The sequence below is a fragment of the Novacetimonas hansenii genome, from assembly GCF_014843995.1.
Lineage (GTDB): Bacteria > Pseudomonadota > Alphaproteobacteria > Acetobacterales > Acetobacteraceae > Novacetimonas > Novacetimonas hansenii.
The window spans coordinates 939,350-958,244 of record NZ_CP062147.1 but is presented as its reverse complement, the minus strand read 5'-3'; the positions used below and the strand labels follow the sequence as shown (position 1 = coordinate 958,244).

The following is an 18,895-nucleotide window of genomic DNA, read 5'->3' as shown; positions in this document are numbered from 1 at the left end:
GGACCCTGCCGTTCATGCCCGCGAAATCCGCCAACCGACACAGGGCATGGCGTGATGGCGCGGCTTATGTCGCAGCCCCATAACGCATGGCATCACGCACACCACCATAAAGCGCGCGGTACCGTGCAAGCGACACATCATAGGCCCCCGACAGCGCGGCATCGGGATGCACCGTTTCCACCCGTTGGGGCGCAAGGCAGACATCGCGCACGCTTTCCCCCGTCACCGCCAGGCGCGCAAGGCGTGCCGCGCCGAACGCACCGCCCTGCTCCCCATGCGTCAGGCGATGCAGCGACACGCCAGTGACCGTGGCGATAATCGAAATCCACAGGCGGCTGCGTGACCCGCCGCCAATCACATCGGCCTGCGTCAGGGGGGAGTGCGCATCCGCCAGCACATCGACGACATCGCGAAACGAAAATGCCACCCCTTCAAGCACCGCCTGCGTCATGTCCGCGCGCGTCGTGCCCGACGACAGGCCCGCGAACACCCCCCGGATGGCCCCGTCATTATGCGGCGTGCGCTCGCCCGAAAGATACGGCAAGAAAATCACCGGGGATGGGCGTTCCACCCGTTCAGGAAGTTCAGCAAGCAGGTCGCCTTCAGCAATGCCGGTCGTACGCGACCACCATGCCAGCGATGACGCCGCCGACAATGTCACCCCCATCTGGTGCCACATCCCGGGCACGGCATGGCAGAATGCGTGAATTCCCCCCTGCGGGTGCGGGCGGAAACGCTGCGTCGTCACCCACAACACCCCCGACGTCCCCAGCGACACAAACGCCGAACCTGCGGCCACCGCGCCCAGCCCCACGGCCCCGGCGGCATTGTCACCCGCCCCACCGGCCAGGATGGGGGCATCCTTCATCCCCCATCGCCGCGCAAGGGCGGGATGCATCCGCCCGGCGGGTGCGCTCCCTTCCACCAGCGCAGGCATCGCATGACGCGTCAGGCCCGTCGCGGCCAATGCCGCATCCGACCAGCATCGCTGCCCCACATCCAGCCACAACGTGCCGGACGCATCGGACATATCCTCGATCATCTCCCCGCACAGGCGATAACGCAGCCATGCCTTCGGCAGCAGGACATGACGCGTCGCGGCAAATATCTCGGGTTCATGCCGCGCCACCCATAACAGCTTTGGCGCGGTAAAGCCGGGCATGGCCACATTGCCGCACACCTGTCGGCTCTGGGGGAAACGACGTTCGAATTCATCGCATTCGGCAGTCGCGCGCACGTCATTCCACAAGATGCACGGACGCAACACCTGCCCGCCATCGCCCAACAGGACCGCGCCATGCTGCTGCCCCGACAGGCCGATGCCGCGCACCTGCGCCATTTCATGCGGATGTGCCGCCGCCAGCGCGTCCAGCACCGCAAGCGTCGCATTCCACCAGTCCTCGGGGGCCTGTTCGTTCCATCCGTCATGCGGCGAACTGATGGTCAGGGAACGCGAACACGCACCCACCACACTCTGACTGCCATCAACCAGTACGGCCTTGATGGCCGATGTGCCCAGATCAATTCCGACAAACATTTATTATTATCCCGTACCGTCGGATACGGCGCATGTGGCGCCGTCCCGCACGGCCTGTATTGCTTTGCCGTTCTGCGTTGTCCCAACTGAAAACACACAGGGTCCGGCTTGGCAAGCATCCGGTACACACCTTCGGGTTATCGCACACATAACCGGAAGGGGGCATCAGAGTGGGGATTTTCAGGAAAATGCGATGCCCGAAAGGTTTTATCGCTTTGTCATCAATGGTTTATTTTAAAATATTACACGCACCATATGCCGGGTACGCACAAACGGGGATGGGGTATCCCCCATCCCCGCAACCAGCGACGGATGCACGCACCCGCGCGGGATCAGTGATCGTGCTGTTTAAGGAACGTCTCCACGATGCCATTTACATCGGAGGCGCATTCCAGTTGTGGCATGTGCCCGATCCCGCTGAAGACATGGCGCGTAATGGCTTCTGGCAGGCCGTCGGCCTCCGTAACGGGCAGGATCTCGTCCTCTTCCCCCCACAGAAGGGTTGCCGGCACCTGTCCGCCCGTCAGCACGGGCCGCAGGTCGTCACCCTGCTTCCCGCCGGGGAAACACGCCGCCGCCACCGCCTGCAACGCCGCCTGCGCCCCATCAAGGCGTTTATAGCGCAGGACATCATCAGTCATGCGCCGACCAATCAGCGATTTGTCATGCACGAGGAACTTCAGCACATCTTGCAACGCGCGTGTGCGGTCGGCCTCGATAAAGCCGTTGATGAAGGTCATGTTGACCTGCGCCCCCAGCCCGGCAGGCGCGATCAGGGACAGCGCGGCCACGCGCCCCGGCGCGGTGCGCGCCAGTGTCAGCGCAATCCCGCCACCCAGCGAATGCCCCATCACATGTACCCGCGACAGGTTGAAATGATCCAGCATCTGCGCGGTGACATCGGCAAAGAATTCCAGCGTTCCCGGCCCGACATCCTTGGACGACCCACCATGGCCCGGCAGGTCAAAGGCGATGACCCGCCGCCCGTGCGCCAGCGCCGCATGGTTCAGCATCCAGTTCTTGAGATCCCCGCCGAAACCATGGATCAACACCAGCGGCGTCGCGTCCCCCGTGCCAAGGTCATGCACGCGCAATATATGCGTACCAACCGTTACAAGGGTTGGTTCCACCGCAGCTTCCGCACCTTCGTCCGAGGTGTTGTTCGCAGCGAATTCCGACTGGAAACGGGAAATGAACGCGTCGATTTCCGTATCCGGCACCGATGCGTCCGCCACCACCGCAATCAGCGCGCCGACCGGCAAAGTTTCCCCATTGGGTGCAACCTGCCGGCGCAGGATACCTGATGCAGGGCTTTCGAAGGAATTGGTGATCTTTGAGGTCTCGATATCGACCAGTTCGTCACCCGCCTTCACCGGCTTGCCCGGGGCGATCATCCAGCCCGCGACCTTCCCCTCTGTCATGGCAAGGCCGAATTTGGGCATGGTGATGGGTGTGATCTCACTTGCCATGTCAGGCTTTCTCCGTAACGCGCACGTTCATGACCGATGTGACGGCCGCTTCTATCCGCTCCACACTGGGAAGATAGAGGTTTTCCAGCACCGTCGCGAACGGCACCGGGGTATGGGGCGGCACGACACGGCGGATGGGCGCGCGCAGGGCGTCGAACGCTTCTTCCGCCACCAGGGCCGCGATGTCGGTGGCCATGTTGCATCTTGGGCTTGATTCATCGACGATCACAAGGCGACCGGTATCAGCCACGCATTCCAAGATCGTGTCGCGATCCAGCGGCGATGTCGTGCGCGGATCAATGACCGTACAGCCGATCCCCTTGCGTTCCAGCCGGTCCGCCGCCTGATTGGCAAGGCCCACCATACGGCCGAAAGCCACGATCGTGACATCGCTGCCTTCACGCGTCAGGTTCGCTTCGCCGAACGGAATGGTATAGGCCTCGTCCGGGACGTCTTCTTCTTCGTCATACATCACCTTGTTTTCAAGGAAGATGACAGGATCATCATCGCGGATCGCCTCAATCAGCAGGCCCTTCGCCTCATAGGGGGAAGAAGGGACAACCACCTTCAGGCCGGGGATATGGGTGAACAGGGGATACAGCGCCTGGCTGTGCTGTGCCGCGGCATTGAACCCCGCGCCATACATCGCGCGGATCACCAGCGGCGTGCGCGCCTTGCCACCGAACATGTAACGGAACTTGGCCGCCTGGTTCATGATCTGGTCAAGGCAGCAGCCCACGAAATCCACGAACATCAGTTCCGCGACCGGACGCAGGCCCGTCACCGCCGCCCCTGCCGCCGCGCCAATATAAGAGGCCTCGGTAATCGGGGTGTCGAGGACGCGATCCTCCCCGAATTCCTCCAAAAGGCCCTTGGTCACACCCAGCACGCCGCCCCATGCATCCTTGATCCCGGCAGAGCCACCACGGCCACCGGCCACGTCCTCGCCCATCAGGATGACACGCGGGTCACGGCGCATTTCCAGGCGGATCGCCTCGTTAATGGCCTGTCGAAAGCTTTTCTTGCTCATTCTTCATTCTTTCGGACAATGGTTGCGAATATCGCGGTCACAGGCGGAGCGTTCCCGCCCGCCCGCACCGATGCGCAACCGGTTCAGTACCGCACATACACATCCGCCAGCAGGTCCGGTTCCTGCGGCAGGGGATCGGCCTTGGCCTGCATGACCGCGCTTTCGATCTCGTCCGCGACGGCGGCGTCGATCTCGTCAAGCGCCGTCTCCTCCAGCAGGGCGGCCTGTGTCACGCGTTCACGGAACAGCTTGAGACAGTCATGGTCGCGCCTGGCCTCCGCCACCTCGCCCGCGGCGCGATAGGTCATCGCGTCCCCTTCGAAATGGCCGTACCAGCGTTGCAGGTGGACATGCAGCATCGCAGGCCCATTGCCCGCGCGCGCATGTGCGATCACCTCAGCCGAGGCCTGGTGTACGGCAAAGAAATCAGATCCGTCGCATTCGAAATAGGGCATGCCGAACGCGGCCGCACGCGCCTTTTGCGTGCCGGCACAGGCATAGGACGCGGCCGTGGCCTCGCCATAGCCATTATCCTCCACCACGAAAACGGCAGGCAGGTTCCACACCGATGCGAGATTGAGGCTTTCGAGCGTCGATCCCTCGTTCGAGGCCCCGTCGCCATAGAATGCGACCGCCACAGCGCCATTGCGCAGCGTCTTGTGCGATAATGCCGCGCCACAGATCAGCGGCGGCCCACCACCAACAATGCCATTGGCGCCCAGCATCCCGCAGCCAAGGTCGGCAATATGCATCGACCCGCCCTTGCCCCGGCACACACCGGTGCTGCGGCCATAGATTTCGGCCATCATGCCCGCAACCCCCACGCCCTTGGCGATGCAATGGCCGTGGCCACGATGGGTGCTGGCGATCGTGTCGTTATCCGTCAGGTTGGCGCATACGCCAACGCCCGAGGCCTCTTCCCCGCAATACAGGTGAACAAAACCTGGGATCTCGCCCGTTGCGAACTCGACATGCAGGCGTTCCTCGAACATGCGGATGGTGCGCATCGCACGATAGGAACGCAGCAGCGTTTCACGCGCTATTTGCATGGATATCTTCCCTGTTCCAGCCATGGGTTCGTCTATGGCGTTCATTCTCCACCCGATGCGCGGCAATCTGGCGCGACCGGGCACATCCGCACCTCAGCGCCACCACGCCGCCTGAAACAAGCATGGGCGCATCGCTTTCACGCCCATGTGACGCCCCATGTCCGAAGTGTCGCGAAACGCGACACTTCGCCATGGGTTAAGGCGACATTAACCGCACCAGACACCCACGTACCAACCGTTACACAATACCAACCGTTACACGACAAGGCGACGCATGCCCCCATTTCCCCATCCCGTTCCCAATGAAACGCCCATGCTGCCCACACAGGGCGAGCTGGAGGCCTCATGGCGCCGGTGTGGCCATGACTACGCGCTTGACCCCATCGCACCGTGGATGCCGCAGGTGCTATGCGATGCAGAACTGCGGCAATGCTGCCAGCGGTCAGGGGCGCTGTTGCGGCATGCGGAGGCGGCGATGGCGCAACTGCACACCATGCTGTCACCGCTGGGATATGCGACGCTGCTGGCGGATGCGGATGGGGTTGTGCTGGCGCACCGGGTCGATCCTGCCATCCGGCGGGGGTCGCGGCGATGGTGCCTGTGGCCCGGCGCGGTATGGGATGAAACGCACGGGGGCACAAACGGTGTCGGCACCTGCCTGGCCGAAGGGCGGCCGGTGGCCGTCCATGGCACACAGCACTGGCGCACCACCCTGCGTGGGCTGGCCTGTATCGCGACGCCCATCCACGACGCGCTGGGCCGCGTGGCGGGCGTAATCAATGCCAGTTCGTTCCATCCGGCACAGGATGGCCGTGAAACCGCGCTGATCAGTGCGATCGTGACGCAGGCGGCGCGGCAGGTTGAACACACTGCCTTCATGGACCGATATCACGGCCATGCGATCATGCTGCTGGGCGAAGGGCATGACGGATCGGTGCCCATGATTGCACTGGATTCGGACCGGGTGGTGGTCGGCGCAACCCATGCCGCGCGGGCGCATATGGGAATAGCCCCGGCGCAGGACCTTAATTTCTGCCTTCTTGCCGACACGCAGGACACCATGGCCGAAGGTGGCGAGCTGCGTCATGCACAGAAAATGGCAATCCGCTCCGCCCTGGCAAGTGCGCGTGGCAAAGTGGCGGTGGCGGCGCGGATGCTGGGCATCAGCCGATCCACACTTCACCGCAAGATGCGGATGCTGGCCCCCACGGACACGCAGGCCTGTTAACGGCAATCCGGGGATACCCAACATTTTCAGGGGCTGCCCCTGGTTCGGGCATGAAAGGTCTGTACAAATCTTTTGGAAAAATCAGAATCGAGATTTTGTAAATTGATGATGATTTCAGGATTATTTTTGATGCCCCCTGCAACCGATACGAAAAGCCATCAACGGCAGTTCAAAAAAGGCAGCATCAGCAATCATTTGGGATACTAAAAATTCTGATGGAGATGATTTCTTTAAAAAACACTCCTAAATATTCCCATCATTACTTTATATGATGTTTGAAACGTTCTGCATTCACACCTCACTGAAACAATGAAAGTTTCCGGAAAATTTTCCCAAGAAACCAGTGAAAAGCATCGTATTTCAAGAAGGTTAAAGTAACACCTGAAATATCCAACTCCTTAAAAACCATTTATAAAAAATAAGAAAAGTTTTCAGGGGCCGCTTCCTTTTAAAAATATGACATTCTGTCGAAGAGATTATTTGAGAAGTCAACCCAAATAACATACTGAAATTATAAAGGTTTTTGGTGAAGCTTTTTTCAAAAAGCTTCAGAAGACGCCACCTTTTTGAAAAAAGGCGGCACCCAAAAACTTTTCTTATTTTTATCAATGATCTGTTTTCAAACAATATTTAAGATTTTTGAAAATTCTTACCAAAAACTTCCTGATGATTTCAAGGCGCTTCCCGAAGCGACTGTTCAAACAGTCCCTTTAATCCTTACGACAAAATAACATTCAAAAACTTCAGCGGCTGCTGAGGACTTTTCCTCCGCAAACACGCCCCCACCACCTTACATGCATGCCCCCGGCCACCCGACAGATACGCCACGCGGGTAAGCTCTGTGCGCGCGCCCCTGTCACGAATCACGCCAAACCATTATGACATGATGACGAGGGAGGAATACGAAATGACATTTCCGATCCGGCTGACGGTGCTGCTTGCCGCGACGGGGCTGCTGTCGGCCTGTGGCGGGGGAGCGGGCCCTTATAACATGGGACTTAGCGGGCCTGACGGTCCCCCCATCGCCGACAATGACTGGAACCAGACACAGACGGGCATGGGGGGATATTACGGCCCCTATAATGATGGATTTGCGCCCGAGGGGCTGGATGGTGGGCCACCCAACTACCTTGCCGATGAATATATGCCACTGCCCTAACCGACGGCGGGCAGAATCATTTGCGCGTTTCAGGGGCGGCGCGGGTGTCCATGAACTCCGCAATGCCCGCACGGATTGCACGTTCGAAGGCGGCGAGCGTCTCTTCGCCCACATAATGCTCCATGCCTTCGGCATCAATGCCCGCATTCTTCTCGCTGATGCCCAGCGCGCGCAGGAACGTCTCCACGATATGGTGGCGGGCCTGACTGTCAGCGGCCATCTTCTCCCCCGCCTCCGTCAGGAAAATGCCGCGATAGGGGCGACGCGTGACAAGGCCGTCCGCCTCCAGCCGGCACAGCATCTTGGCCACCGTTGGCTGCGACACACCCAGACGCTGTGCGATGTCTACCTGCCGCGCTTCCTGACCATCATGCAAAAGGTCGGCGATCAGTTCGACATAATCTTCCACCAGCGCGGTCTTGCGGGACTGACGCGCCTGCTCGAACCCGGCGGACTGCGTGCGGGGGTCGGGCATGGGGCCCGGTTTCCTGCGCGTCATGCTGTCTCCTGAAAATCGGGACCGGCGCACGACCGATGGATATGGCCCGATGGCCGTGGCGTATGCAGAAGCATTTCCCCCCTTGGTGTCCCATCCGATGCCATGGCTGCGTTCACGCGCTGAAGACGATCGTCTTGCGCCCATCGGGAATGATACGGCATTCCGTGAAATACCGCACCGCACGCGCCAGGACGCGGCGTTCGATGTCGCGCCCCTTGCGCACAAGGTCGTCAGGGCTGTCGGCATGGGAAATACGTTCCACATCCTGTTCGATGATCGGCCCTTCATCAAGGTCGCCGGTCACGAAATGCGCCGTCGCCCCGATCAGCTTGACCCCACGGGCAAAGGCCTGGTGATAGGGGCGCGCGCCCTTGAAGCCGGGCAGGAAGGAATGGTGGATATTGATGCACCGCCCCGCCAGTCGCGACACCAGCGAATCCGACAGGACCTGCATGTAACGCGCCAGCACCACCAGTTCCGCGCCCGTACCGGACACGATATCCCAAATCCGCGCCTCCTGCACCGGGCGTGTGGCCGCCGTGACGGGAAGGTAGTGAAAGGCGATGTCACCGAAATCAATACCCGCATAGGTTTCGCGCGGGTGGTTGGCAATGATCGCAACCGGGTCGATCGACAGTTCACCGATACGCCAGCGATACAGCAGATCCACCAGACAGTGGTCAAAGCGCGAAACCATCAGCACCGTGCGCGTGGGCTGCGCACGTGCGCGCAGGGTCCAGTGCATCTCGAACTCCCGCGCCATGGTCGCCACGGCATCGCGCAATGTCGTCTCCGCCGCGGCATGCACGGGCATGCGGAATACCACGCGCATGAAGAAGGAACGGCTTTCCCACGCATCGAACTGCTGCGCCTCGGTAATGTCGCATCCCGCGCCAAACAGCGTCGAACTGATGGCCGCGACGATCCCGGGCCGGTTCATGCACCGCAGGGTAAGGATATAGACGGACATATCGGGCATGCGCGCCTCTACTTGCCGGTGGAAAGGTGGTCGGGGGTTGCGGGATAAAACCAGCATCCCGTCGCATCACGCACATCATCCTGCGTCAGGGGCACGGGGGCCAGGACATCATCGCCGGGGCGCCATCCCTCTGGCGTCATGACATCGCCATCGGCCGAACGCTGCAACGCGGCCAGCAGACGCAGCAATTCGTCCACCGAACGCCCCACCGACATCGGATACCATATGATCGCACGCACAATGCCCATGGGGTCGATGAAATAGGTCGCGCGCACTGTCGCACTGTCATGCGCGTCAGCCGCCAGCATGCCATAGGCCTGCCCGACCGCCATCGACGGGTCCTCCACCACGGGGAAGGGAATCTCCACCCCGAAACGGGTACGAATCGCCTCCAGCCATGCAAGGTGGGAATACAGGCTGTCCACCGAAAGGCCGAGCAACGCGCACTCCATCGCCTCGAAGCGGGCATATTCACGCGTCAACGCCAGGAATTCACTGGTGCAGACCGGGGTGAAATCCGCCGGGTGAGAGAAGAAAAGCAGCCATTTCCCGCGGAAATCACTCAGCCGCACCTCTCCTTGGGAGGTACGGGCCTGAAAATCCGGGGCCGGGTCGCCGATACGCAACGGATGCTGTGCCGTGGCGTTGGAAATGGGAGAGGTCTTGCCGTCATTCATTGTCTGACCCTTTTGCACCTGTCGCATCTTGACGCAAGATGCCCGACAACATACATTTATTATGTAATTTATAAACTATTGTGAAGACAACGCCATGTCAGATTTAGCCCTCGCCGCTGCGGACCGTCAGGTCGTTACAGCCCTGAGATCTGATAAGGTACCGTTTATAAAGACTTTTTTTGATAATACGACCTTTACTGCCACACATGTCGTCCATGATCCCGCCACCCGTGAGGCCGCAGTGATCGACAGTGTGATGGAATATGACCCCGCCGCCGGACGCACCGCCCACCACCATGCGCAGGACGTGGTGGATTACATCCGTGCAAACGATCTGGACCTGCAATGGCTGCTGGAAACACATGTCCATGCAGACCACCTGTCGGCCGCGCCATGGATACAAGAACAGCTTGGCGGGCAGCTTGCGATCGGGGCGGATATCATCCGGGTACAGGACATATTCGGCAAACTGTTCAACGCCGGAACACGTTTCGCGCGCGATGGGTCACAGTTCGACCGCCTGTTCCATGATGGGCAGACGTTCATGCTTGGCTCCATCCCCGCCATTGCACTGCATGTGCCGGGCCATACGCCGGCGGACATGGCGTATGTGATCGGGGATGCCGCCTTTATCGGCGATACGCTGTTCATGCCCGATTATGGCACCGCGCGCGCGGATTTCCCCGGCGGGGATGCGCGGATGCTGTATCGTTCCATCCGTCGCCTGCTGCGCCTGCCGGAACGGACGCGGCTGTTCCTGTGCCATGATTACAAGGCACCGGGGCGCGACACGTTCGCATGGGAAACGACGGTGGGGGCGGAACGCGCCCACAATGTCCACGTTCACGAAGGCGTGAGCGAGGAGGCGTTCGTCAGCATGCGCACCGGGCGTGACGCGACGTTGTCGATGCCCAACCTGCTGATGCCCTCGGTCCAGGTGAACATGCGCGGCGGCCACCTGCCGGAGGCAGAGGAAAACGGCACGCGTTATATCAAGATCCCGATTGACCGCGTGTGACCACCCGCCCATTGCTGCGGCATCACAAGACCCACATAACAAGACCACGGCACGATCAAACCTGATTGTTTTCGAGGAGTTAGCCATAATGAACGACACCCCAGCCCCCACGGCCCCCGCCCTGGTCAGCAGCGCGCGCGGGCTGACCTATGACATCGCCATCATCGGCGGCGGGGCCGCGGGTCTTTCCACCGCCGCCAGCATCCTCAAGCGCAAGCCGGGCATCACCGTCGCCATCGTGGAACCGTCGGGTTCGCATTTCTACCAACCGGGCTGGACGCTGGTGGGCGGTGGCGTGTTCAAACAGTCCCAGACACGCCGGTCGGAAAAGAAGCTGATCCCGGCGGGCGCGGACTGGGTCCAGGCCGCAGCCAGCGGTTTCGACCCTGATGGACGTCTCGTCCACCTGTCGAACGGGTCATCGCTGCGCTACAGCATCCTGATCGTCGCCACCGGCATCATGCTGGACTGGGATGCGATCGAGGGCCTGCCCGAAGCACTCGGCCGCAATGGCGTGACCTCCAACTACCGCTATGACCTTGCCCCCTATACGTGGCAGATGGTCCAGACGCTGGGACGTGGCAATGCGGTGTTCACGCAGCCACCAATGCCCATCAAATGCGCGGGCGCCCCGCAAAAGGCGATGTATCTGGCATGCGATGCGTGGCGCAAACGCGGGATTGCGGACAATATCAACGTCTCTTTCCATACCGCGACACCCGGCCTGTTCGGGGTAAAGGATTATGTCCCCGCGCTGATGGAATATATCGAGCGGTATCGCATTGACCTCCAACTGAAATCCAACCTTGTCGCCGTTGATGGGCCACGGCAGGTTGCCACCTTCTCCAACGTCGGCGCGGATGGCGTCACGACAAAGAGCGAAGTCGAATTCGCGATGCTGCACGCTGTCCCGCCGCAGCGCGCACCAGACGTGATCCGCAACAGCCCGCTTGCCGGGGCGGACGGTTTTGTTGCGGTGGACCCCGCCACCCTGCGCCACGTCAAGTATGATGACATATTCGCACTTGGCGATGTGGCCGGGACCTCCAACGCCAAGACGGCCGCCGCCGTGCGCAAGCAGGCCCCCATCGTCGCGGTCAACGCGCTCGCCGCGCTGGAGGGTCGGCCCATGGTCGCGGATTATGACGGCTATGGCGCATGCCCGCTGACGGTGGAGCGCGGGAAGATCGTACTGGCGGAGTTCGCATATGGCGGCAAGCTGGCGCCAAGCCTGCCGAAATGGGTGCTTGATGGCCGTCGGCCGACCCATCTGGCCTGGCTGCTGAAGGAATATGTCATGCCGCTGCTGTACTGGGATGGAATGCTCAAGGGGCGTGAACTGATGGTCGAACCCCGCCCGCTATGTGGCAAGAGCTGAGAGAGACCATTTCAAAACAGCCCATTAATCAGAAAGAATAGAAGTGTCGGGATGTTGCCTTCCTATAAAGAAGCAACACCCGTCACAGCTTTAAAATTTTCATTCCAATGGATTATTTAACCTGTCCATCCGGGCAGGACGCAAAAACCGATGATCCGAATGACAGACGTTTTGCGGAAAAAGCTGTTCCCACGCGGCGCACTGAACACGTCGGATCCGTCACCCCGCCGAAACCACAAAGGTTTTTGCAAAAAATTCCCAAAAAACCTTTGTGAAATCATCGCTTTTTCAGAATGTTGAAGCAACCTCTGAAAGTGCCCATTCCCATATCCATGGGCTGCTTTCAGAGATTGTTTGAAAACAAATCATTGATAAAAAACAGGAAAAGTTTTTGGGTGCCGCCTTTTGATCGAAAAAGGCGGCGTCTTCTGAAGCTTTTTGGAAAAAGCTTCACCAAAAACCTTTATAATTTCAGGATGTTATCGCGTCTGACTTTTCAAACAGCTTCTCAAAAAAAACTGTCCCCGAAAACTCCTGCAAATTCGCACATTTCCTGCACGCTCTGCGTGCTGTCCCCTTGATGTCAGGGAGGCATTATTTCACGAAGGCCTTCAGACCTGCCCGTTAAGGATGCACCACGAACAAAAGCGGCGTATGAAACGGCGGTGATGAAAAAAACGCTCCCCTCCCCCTCCCACCATGTCGGCAGTTCGCGCTCGCTGCGCCTGTCCGATGACGTCATCAGCCATGCCATCTATGGCGGTCCGGGCAAATGCTACCGCTATGCCCTGACGCGCACATGGGCCCCTGCGCTGCCGGCGGTAATGTGGCTGATGATGAATCCCTCCGTCGCAACGGAAGATGGTGACGACCGAACGGTTGCCAAATGCCAGCGTTACGCACGGGCATGGGGATACGGGACGATTTTCGTGGGCAATACCTTTGCCTATCGCTGCACGGACCAGACGCGACTGATGGAGGTGGCGGACCCGGTGGGGCCGGAAAACGATCATTACCTGCATGACATGGCCCACAGGGCGGATCTGGTGGTTGCGGCATATGGATGCCCACGTCATCAGGCGTTGCGCGCACGCGGCACCGATGTGGTGCGCATGTTGCAAAATGCGGGAATCGTGGTGAATGCCCTGCGCCTGAGCAGCCGCGCCCGGCGTCCCGAACACCCGCTTTACCTGCCGGCGGACCTGCGCCCGACACCACTGCCCGCGATTGATACGCTGTCGGGCGACTGAGGCCCCAGCGCAAGGGCAAGCTGTTGCACCTTCACCTGCGCGCGCGGCAGCAGCGTGGACACCACCACACCCAGCAACCGCACGCCACGTTCGGGCGGGAAACACCCGCGCAGCAGCCCCAACGCATGGGCCGACAGTTCCTGTGCCGTTGCCACGGGCTGCATCAGGGTACTGGCACGCACGATCTGGCGGAAATCGTTGTATTTGATCTTGATCGTCACGGTGCGCCCGGTCAGGTCACGCCGTTCGCAGCCATGCCAGACGCGCTGGCACATATCGGTCATCGGCGCGGCCATGTCGGACCATTCGTACAGGTCGTGCTCAAACGTCCGTTCCGTCCCCAGTGACTTGCGCGGACGATCGGATTCGACGGGACGATGGTCCACGCCCCGCGCCACGCCATGGTAAAACGCGGCAACCTTGCCAAAATGTCGCGCCAGATCCTCCAGCGTGCGGGCGCGCAGGTCACGCCCGGTATGGATGCCCAACGCATGCATCCGCGCCGCCGTGGCCGGACCAATGCCATGGAACCGTTCCACCGGCAGATCCGCCACGAACTCCGCCCCATGGCGCGGGGTAATGACATACAGGCCATCGGGCTTGCGATGGTCGGACGCCAGCTTGGCAAGGAATTTGTTGTACGACACCCCGGCAGAGGCACACAGGCCGGTTTCGGCACGGATGGTGGCACGGATTTCACGCGCAATTTCCGTGGCCGACCCACGCGGCAGCAACGGATGCGTCACATCCAGATATGCCTCATCCAGGGAAAGTGGCTGTATCAGGGGGGTATAACGGGCAAAAATCTGATGTATCCGGGCCGAAACCGCCCGATAGACGTCAAAGCGTGGCGGCACGAACACCAGTTCGGGACATTTGCGACGCGCAATGACCGACGGCATGGCCGAACGCACACCAAAACGCCTGGCCTCGTAACTTGCGGCGGCGACGACCCCACGCAGCCTGTCGCCACCAACGGCAACCGGGCGGCCCCGCAGGGCGGGATTGTCGCGCTGCTCCACCGAGGCATAAAATGCATCCATATCCACATGGATGATCCGCCGCACGTCCGGCGCCTGTATTGCCCACGGCGTGGCGCCATCCGTCATGGGCGTCTCCGTCATGGGCATATCCGGGGGACATGCCCGCCGGTGTGGCGCACCGCGGCCCAAAGGGGCCACGGCCGCGCCACATGACTGACAATCAGCCGTTGCACTTCTTTTTCTTGACGAAGAAGAAGACCAGGCCAGCAATGGCCCCAAGCGCCAGAATACCCTTAAGGCAAGGGGACTTGGACGGGCACTTTGTCGTACATTCGGACATGGGTCGATTTCCTTAAGTTCTGTCGTCTTCGTTCCCATACGGAACGAAACACCCCATCCTAGCGCACACCGCACCATAAGACATACCGGATTTGACGATGCAGCCCCCCATTCCCATCCCATGGCGGGATGCCGCGTGCATGACATGCGAGGAAAGAGGAGCCGGGATGCACATGTGCCCCTTATTGTTGCGAAGGTTTGCGGGTAATCATATCAGCCAAATATTTTCAGAGGGTCATGGAAATGAAGAAAATCGGACTTCTGTCTGCCTCGCTGCTGATGCTGGGTGCGGCTACGGGCGTTGCTTCCGCCACGCCGTCGAACACGCGCGCCGTCAATCGCGACTTTACCAAGCTGTCGATCGACGGCAGCCGTGCATTCGACGATATCACGATGGCCCGCACCGCACTGGCCAATGGCGATACCGCAGGCGCGACGAAGCTGCTGACCGATGCCAACAATGCCTTTACCCGCGCCAAGACCGACAACCGCGTCTTCATGAAGGCGGAATCCCAGCTTTCCAAGCCCAAGAAGGTTCCGGCTGGCGCGCCCGTCCCGACCACCGCACCGAACACGCAGCCCGTCGCATGGCTGCCGGTTGATGGCGAATATATCGTGACGGAAGACCTTGAACCGACCTCGGCCAAGGGCACGGCCATCACCGCCGCCAATGCCAGCCTGAACAAGGGCAAGACCGCGCAGGCCAGCCAGAACCTTCAGGTTGCGGCTGTTGACGTGGACTTTGTGCTTGCCATCGCACCGCTGCAGGCCAGCGCCGATGACGTGTACCGCGCCACCAACCTGCTGGCGGGCAAGGACACAAAGGGCGCGGACGCAGCCCTGGCCGATGCCCAGAACTCGATCCGTTTCGTGACCGAGGACATGGTCGAAACACCTGACGCCCCGGCAGGCGGCAAGGCCAAAAAAAGCAAGTAACACCCCATGACAGCCAGCCCGGCGCACCGCAAACATGGTGTCGCCGGGTCAGGCCGTACAGGATGGACCGCAGGATCGACCACACAGGGCGGACACGGGCATAACGCCATTGGTCGGATATGCTGCGGCCCTACCGCGCAGACGATCCGGGCCGCAGCCCTGCGCAGGACAGGCCAATGAGACGATTCGCCCTGATGGCAGGAATGGCTGGAATCATGACCGGCCTGATGCCCCTGCACCCGCATACGGCATGGGGCGGCGAAATCCGCATCTGCTTTGATCGCCGCGTTGCGGAATCGGACCCCGCGCCCAATACCCCACATTTCGATTCGATCACGGTGCCGCCGGGCACTGTCTTCAATTACGCCGGACATGCCTTTGGCCCGGCGGACGACCCGTTGGACCGCGCCCATGCCGCCCCGTTTGGCGATGGATGGCGGGGCCTGCCCCGGGCGGAGGAACAGCGCAGGCGCGCATTGCAGATGGAAGATATTGGCGGCGACAACGGCTATCACCGCCCACAGGCCGCCATCATGATCGACACTGCCGCCACCCTGACACGCGCCCATCCCTGCGCCAGCGTCACGGCACGGGCCGTCCTGTCGGAAGACTGGACATGGACGGCGGATCATATCCCCGCCACCCCCCATGTGTATTATCAGGCCTATGGCGTGGTGCATGGCGACCACTTCGACCCGACATTCGATACCGACCCCGACGCATTCCAATGGGTGGCGGCGCATGGGGGACTGAACGGTATCGTCATTTCCGATATCGAACAGTTCACAACCCTGCATTCGGATGACTAAAGCAGATCCTGTTTGAATGCGTGCCTTCAAACAGGTGAAGATGCTTGTAAAAACAATAAACCGGAGCATTTTCACCGAACCGGTTTTCGGTGGAAATGCCCTAGACGACGGCCTGCAAGACCAGTGCGCCAGTGATACATCGAAATCCTGTGGAGGTGCGCTTCGATACGCATGAAGGCAAGCCCGAAAAAACTGTATAATTACAATTTCGTATCAGGTTTTCCCACTCAAATACCCTGATATGCCCGCCCGTATCGGTGGCCATAGCAGGACCGGTCATAGCGATGGCGACAAACCGTTATTCTTCTGGCACATTTATACCTGTGGCACATTCGGTTTCAATGAACCGCCATGCCCCCGCAGGCAGGGTGCTGCCGTATCCGCCAGGACGTAACGTAGGGAGACCTGAATGGCGCTGTACCAGTCTTCACAATTCCTAACGGTGTGGACCGACGCCGAATTCGACCGATTGCATCATCCGCGTACGCCTGCACCACATTCGGGCATCTATCGGTGTGTGGGATGCGGTTTTGAAATCGCCACACCAGAGGGACAGCTCCTGCCCCCCATCCATGCCCATCCCCACCGGCTGGGCACGCAGGAGGCCTGGCAGATGATCGTCTATGCCGACCATCGCCTGAAATAACCCGCCGGGCGCATGGCGGGGTTGCCCCGGTGCCCCGTGAACCGGGGCGCGCCGGGACCGGGCATCACCACATGCCCATGCCAGGTCCACCCCAGCCACCGCCCCAGCCACCACCGCCCCAGCCCCACATGCCCCAGTTCCAGGAGGCATCTTCATACATATCCGCGGTCATCTGCTGCTGATCCGCCAGATTCTGCGCCTGGACATAGGACTGGTACCGGCCATAGGCAGCCTGGTTGCCAACATACAGGCAGTTGCAGACCTTGGGATCGGAATAGATGTAAAGGACATGGTCCCCGAACGGTTTTTGCAAGAAACGGTTCGGTGGCAGCTTCTGCAGCATTTCCTGACGTTGCGGCGTATTCGCCGGGCGCGCGACAAACCCTGCGGCGGCGAGGCTGTTTTCGCGATCGGCAATCTGGTCACGCACGCTTTCACATCCCGCAAGCGACAGGCACGCCACGGTCATGAATGCCGGGACCGCCAACAGATTCCGATTCGTCCTGATCTTGGTTTTCATCCAGATACCCCTTGTTCCACCCCGTTCATATTCCCGATCCGAAACGCTGGCAAAGCCGAACAGGATGCCATGCAGGACATGACGCATGGTTCATCAGGGGAAAATATCACGTTCCTGCCGCGCGATGACAGATCCCGGCACGTCGATACATTATTTTTCATCGACTTTGATCTATCTCATGTCCGGTCAAAAAAACCCGTGCGATATCTAAGGGGCGATGGGGGCATCGCATATCGAATTATCACTTTTAAACTTTGCGGGGCCAGCATATGGCCCCGCATATTTTTTCCAAAAGCCGACCGGCACATGTCGTATTACGCAGGCATTGTCCAAAGTTCACAACGTTCTGGAAGCGCGTGCACGTGATTTCAGGTGCTTTATCACCGGATCATTCCAGACGTCACCGTCATCATGCCCGCAACAGGCGCGATGGCAACAGGTACGAAAAACCCGCCATGAAGGAATTCATGACGGGTTGTTCAGACATCTGGTCAACAGCATTGGGGGCGATGCTGTTACGTGCGTCGCATGACCATCATCAGGTCAGGATCAGACCACGGAACCGCCTACGCTGTGTGCAGTGGCCTGCGCCGCGACATGGGGCGCGATTTCCCCTTTGCCCGCGCCTGGCATGGGAAGCGTGGTGACAGCATCGTCCTTGAGCATGTAACCCTGCCCCCAGACCGTGGTGATCAGGTTTTCACCGCCCGCCTTTTGCAGCTTCTTGCGCAGCTTGCAGATAAAGACATCGATGATCTTCATCTCCGGCTCATCCATGCCGCCATACAGGTGATTGAGGAACGCATCCTTCGTCAGGACCATGCCCTTGCGCAGCAGCAACAGCTCAAGGATCATGTATTCCTTGCCCGTCAGGTGAACGGACCGCCCGTTGACCGAAACGTCACGACTGTCGAGGGAAAGACGCAGCGCCCCGGCCTGCAATGTCGGCTCGCTATATCCCTTGGACCGGCGGATGACCGCCTGCATGCGCGCCGTCAGTTCCATCGGATCATATGGGCGGGTCACATAATCATCCGCCCCGGTTGAAAACGCCTTCACCTTGGCCTGTGCGCTGTCCTGCGCGGACAGGATCAGGATCGGCGTGGCGATCCGCGCCGCGCGGCAGCGCCGGACGACATCGTGGCCTTCCATGTCCGGCAGGCCGAGTTCAAGGACGGCAATGTCGTAGTCATACAGTTTCAGCATCGCAATCGCATCATGCCCGGAGGTCGCATGATCGACCATGAAGCCAACCGCCTGCAACTGGCTGGCTTCCTTGTCCATCATGGCCTTATCCGGTTCAACGAGTAAAACACGCATATCGACCACCAATATTTTTGTTAATATGTGTTACTACCTATAAGTGTATTTTTTTTATGAAACAATCTC

Annotated in this window: 19 protein-coding genes; 9 read left to right on the top strand and 10 right to left on the bottom strand. The window is 60.1% G+C overall.

The window, feature by feature from the left end; genetic code table 11:
- Positions 1-64: 64 nt before the first annotated feature.
- From xylB to IFJ82_RS04095, 4 genes are all read right to left on the bottom strand, one after another.
- Positions 65-1,537 (bottom strand): xylulokinase, encoded by a 1,473-nt coding sequence (gene xylB, locus IFJ82_RS04110; RefSeq protein ID WP_192265694.1) that lies wholly within the window; start codon positions 1,535-1,537, stop codon positions 65-67.
- Between the two features lie 332 nt (positions 1,538-1,869).
- A complete protein-coding gene (locus tag IFJ82_RS04105) occupies positions 1,870-3,006 on the bottom strand; it encodes an acetoin dehydrogenase dihydrolipoyllysine-residue acetyltransferase subunit (RefSeq protein ID WP_192265692.1) in 1,137 nt (378 codons plus the stop codon).
- 1 nt (position 3,007) lies between these two features.
- Positions 3,008-4,036: an alpha-ketoacid dehydrogenase subunit beta gene (locus tag IFJ82_RS04100; protein WP_062809406.1), complete on the bottom strand. Its 1,029-nt coding sequence runs from the start codon at positions 4,034-4,036 to the stop codon at positions 3,008-3,010.
- A gap of 83 nt (positions 4,037-4,119) precedes the next feature.
- Positions 4,120-5,085 carry a thiamine pyrophosphate-dependent dehydrogenase E1 component subunit alpha gene (locus IFJ82_RS04095; RefSeq protein WP_040511114.1) on the bottom strand — a complete coding sequence of 322 codons (966 nt, stop codon included), beginning with the start codon at positions 5,083-5,085 and terminating at the stop codon, positions 4,120-4,122.
- A gap of 274 nt (positions 5,086-5,359) precedes the next feature.
- On the opposite strand from IFJ82_RS04095, the gene IFJ82_RS04090 reads away from it, so the two are divergent.
- Positions 5,360-6,313: a GAF domain-containing protein gene (locus IFJ82_RS04090; RefSeq protein WP_192265691.1), complete on the top strand. Its 954-nt coding sequence runs from the start codon at positions 5,360-5,362 to the stop codon at positions 6,311-6,313.
- A gap of 907 nt (positions 6,314-7,220) precedes the next feature.
- Positions 7,221-7,472 (top strand): hypothetical protein, encoded by a 252-nt coding sequence (locus tag IFJ82_RS04085; protein ID WP_225578769.1) that lies wholly within the window; start codon positions 7,221-7,223, stop codon positions 7,470-7,472.
- A 16-nt stretch (positions 7,473-7,488) separates the two neighbouring features.
- Here the strand turns inward: IFJ82_RS04085 and mntR are convergent, their stop codons facing one another.
- The 3 genes from mntR to IFJ82_RS04070 form a co-directional block, all read right to left on the bottom strand.
- A complete protein-coding gene (gene mntR, locus IFJ82_RS04080; RefSeq protein ID WP_003622155.1) occupies positions 7,489-7,947 on the bottom strand; it encodes a manganese-binding transcriptional regulator MntR in 459 nt (152 codons plus the stop codon).
- A gap of 136 nt (positions 7,948-8,083) precedes the next feature.
- Positions 8,084-8,950 carry a formyltetrahydrofolate deformylase gene (gene purU / locus IFJ82_RS04075; protein WP_062809407.1) on the bottom strand — a complete coding sequence of 289 codons (867 nt, stop codon included), beginning with the start codon at positions 8,948-8,950 and terminating at the stop codon, positions 8,084-8,086.
- Positions 8,951-8,958: 8 nt separating this feature from the next.
- The gene (locus IFJ82_RS04070) at positions 8,959-9,627 is read right to left on the bottom strand and encodes a peroxiredoxin (RefSeq protein WP_192265689.1); all 669 of its coding nucleotides are present in this window, start codon (positions 9,625-9,627) and stop codon (positions 8,959-8,961) included.
- A gap of 94 nt (positions 9,628-9,721) precedes the next feature.
- Here IFJ82_RS04070 and IFJ82_RS04065 point away from each other — a divergent pair, with 94 nt between their 5' ends.
- From IFJ82_RS04065 to IFJ82_RS04055, 3 genes are all read left to right on the top strand, one after another.
- On the top strand, positions 9,722-10,645 hold the full coding sequence (locus IFJ82_RS04065) for an MBL fold metallo-hydrolase (protein WP_003622152.1): 924 nt from the start codon (positions 9,722-9,724) through the stop codon (positions 10,643-10,645).
- An 88-nt stretch (positions 10,646-10,733) separates the two neighbouring features.
- A complete protein-coding gene (locus tag IFJ82_RS04060; RefSeq protein ID WP_062809408.1) occupies positions 10,734-12,023 on the top strand; it encodes an NAD(P)/FAD-dependent oxidoreductase in 1,290 nt (429 codons plus the stop codon).
- Positions 12,024-12,691: 668 nt separating this feature from the next.
- The gene (locus tag IFJ82_RS04055) at positions 12,692-13,273 is read left to right on the top strand and encodes a DUF1643 domain-containing protein (RefSeq protein WP_192265687.1); all 582 of its coding nucleotides are present in this window, start codon (positions 12,692-12,694) and stop codon (positions 13,271-13,273) included.
- Here IFJ82_RS04055 and dinB read toward each other — a convergent pair.
- Positions 13,210-14,397, bottom strand: a complete 1,188-nt coding sequence (gene dinB, locus IFJ82_RS04050; protein ID WP_225578768.1) for a DNA polymerase IV — start codon at positions 14,395-14,397, stop codon at positions 13,210-13,212. The two genes, IFJ82_RS04055 and dinB, sit on opposite strands and share 64 nt — an antisense overlap.
- Positions 14,398-14,838: 441 nt before the next feature.
- On the opposite strand from dinB, the gene IFJ82_RS04045 reads away from it, so the two are divergent.
- The 4 genes from IFJ82_RS04045 to IFJ82_RS04030 all read left to right on the top strand — a co-directional run bounded on the left by IFJ82_RS04045 (position 14,839) and on the right by IFJ82_RS04030 (position 16,986).
- The gene (locus tag IFJ82_RS04045) at positions 14,839-15,531 is read left to right on the top strand and encodes a YfdX family protein (protein WP_003622143.1); all 693 of its coding nucleotides are present in this window, start codon (positions 14,839-14,841) and stop codon (positions 15,529-15,531) included.
- A 6-nt stretch (positions 15,532-15,537) separates the two neighbouring features.
- Positions 15,538-15,711, top strand: a complete 174-nt coding sequence (locus tag IFJ82_RS04040) for a hypothetical protein (protein WP_192265685.1) — start codon at positions 15,538-15,540, stop codon at positions 15,709-15,711.
- Positions 15,708-16,340: a hypothetical protein gene (locus tag IFJ82_RS04035; protein ID WP_225578767.1), complete on the top strand. Its 633-nt coding sequence runs from the start codon at positions 15,708-15,710 to the stop codon at positions 16,338-16,340. The genes IFJ82_RS04040 and IFJ82_RS04035 overlap by 4 nt, the downstream gene beginning before the upstream one ends.
- 409 nt (positions 16,341-16,749) lie before the next feature.
- Positions 16,750-16,986: a hypothetical protein gene (locus tag IFJ82_RS04030; RefSeq protein WP_003622138.1), complete on the top strand. Its 237-nt coding sequence runs from the start codon at positions 16,750-16,752 to the stop codon at positions 16,984-16,986.
- 64 nt (positions 16,987-17,050) lie between these two features.
- On the opposite strand, the gene IFJ82_RS04025 is transcribed toward IFJ82_RS04030, so the two are convergent.
- Both IFJ82_RS04025 and IFJ82_RS04020 read right to left on the bottom strand, forming a co-directional pair.
- Positions 17,051-17,455, bottom strand: a complete 405-nt coding sequence (locus IFJ82_RS04025) for a hypothetical protein (RefSeq protein ID WP_040512944.1) — start codon at positions 17,453-17,455, stop codon at positions 17,051-17,053.
- Positions 17,456-18,055: 600 nt separating this feature from the next.
- Complete coding sequence (locus IFJ82_RS04020; RefSeq protein WP_003622130.1) at positions 18,056-18,826, bottom strand: response regulator transcription factor; 771 nt, start codon at positions 18,824-18,826, stop codon at positions 18,056-18,058.
- Positions 18,827-18,895 lie beyond the last annotated feature (69 nt).

Excerpts from the sequence above, each read along its gene's own strand:
- purU (WP_062809407.1), bottom strand. The coding sequence starts at position 8,950 with ATGCCCGATATGTCCGTCTATATCCTTACCCTGCGGTGCATGAACCGG.
- dinB (WP_225578768.1), bottom strand. The coding sequence starts at position 14,397 with ATGACGGAGACGCCCATGACGGATGGCGCCACGCCGTGGGCAATACAG.
- IFJ82_RS04030 (WP_003622138.1), top strand. The coding sequence starts at position 16,750 with ATGGCGCTGTACCAGTCTTCACAATTCCTAACGGTGTGGACCGACGCC.
- IFJ82_RS04055 (WP_192265687.1), top strand. The coding sequence starts at position 12,692 with ATGAAAAAAACGCTCCCCTCCCCCTCCCACCATGTCGGCAGTTCGCGC.
- IFJ82_RS04105 (WP_192265692.1), bottom strand. The coding sequence starts at position 3,006 with ATGGCAAGTGAGATCACACCCATCACCATGCCCAAATTCGGCCTTGCC.
- IFJ82_RS04095 (WP_040511114.1), bottom strand. The coding sequence starts at position 5,085 with ATGCAAATAGCGCGTGAAACGCTGCTGCGTTCCTATCGTGCGATGCGC.
- IFJ82_RS04065 (WP_003622152.1), top strand. The coding sequence starts at position 9,722 with ATGTCAGATTTAGCCCTCGCCGCTGCGGACCGTCAGGTCGTTACAGCC.
- IFJ82_RS04045 (WP_003622143.1), top strand. The coding sequence starts at position 14,839 with ATGAAGAAAATCGGACTTCTGTCTGCCTCGCTGCTGATGCTGGGTGCG.
- IFJ82_RS04035 (WP_225578767.1), top strand. The coding sequence starts at position 15,708 with ATGAGACGATTCGCCCTGATGGCAGGAATGGCTGGAATCATGACCGGC.
- IFJ82_RS04025 (WP_040512944.1), bottom strand. The coding sequence starts at position 17,455 with ATGACCGTGGCGTGCCTGTCGCTTGCGGGATGTGAAAGCGTGCGTGAC.
- IFJ82_RS04085 (WP_225578769.1), top strand. The coding sequence starts at position 7,221 with ATGACATTTCCGATCCGGCTGACGGTGCTGCTTGCCGCGACGGGGCTG.
- IFJ82_RS04100 (WP_062809406.1), bottom strand. The coding sequence starts at position 4,036 with ATGAGCAAGAAAAGCTTTCGACAGGCCATTAACGAGGCGATCCGCCTG.
- IFJ82_RS04040 (WP_192265685.1), top strand. The coding sequence starts at position 15,538 with ATGACAGCCAGCCCGGCGCACCGCAAACATGGTGTCGCCGGGTCAGGC.
- IFJ82_RS04020 (WP_003622130.1), bottom strand. The coding sequence starts at position 18,826 with ATGCGTGTTTTACTCGTTGAACCGGATAAGGCCATGATGGACAAGGAA.
- IFJ82_RS04090 (WP_192265691.1), top strand. The coding sequence starts at position 5,360 with ATGCCCCCATTTCCCCATCCCGTTCCCAATGAAACGCCCATGCTGCCC.
- mntR (WP_003622155.1), bottom strand. The coding sequence starts at position 7,947 with ATGCCCGACCCCCGCACGCAGTCCGCCGGGTTCGAGCAGGCGCGTCAG.
- xylB (WP_192265694.1), bottom strand. The coding sequence starts at position 1,537 with ATGTTTGTCGGAATTGATCTGGGCACATCGGCCATCAAGGCCGTACTG.
- IFJ82_RS04070 (WP_192265689.1), bottom strand. The coding sequence starts at position 9,627 with ATGAATGACGGCAAGACCTCTCCCATTTCCAACGCCACGGCACAGCAT.
- IFJ82_RS04060 (WP_062809408.1), top strand. The coding sequence starts at position 10,734 with ATGAACGACACCCCAGCCCCCACGGCCCCCGCCCTGGTCAGCAGCGCG.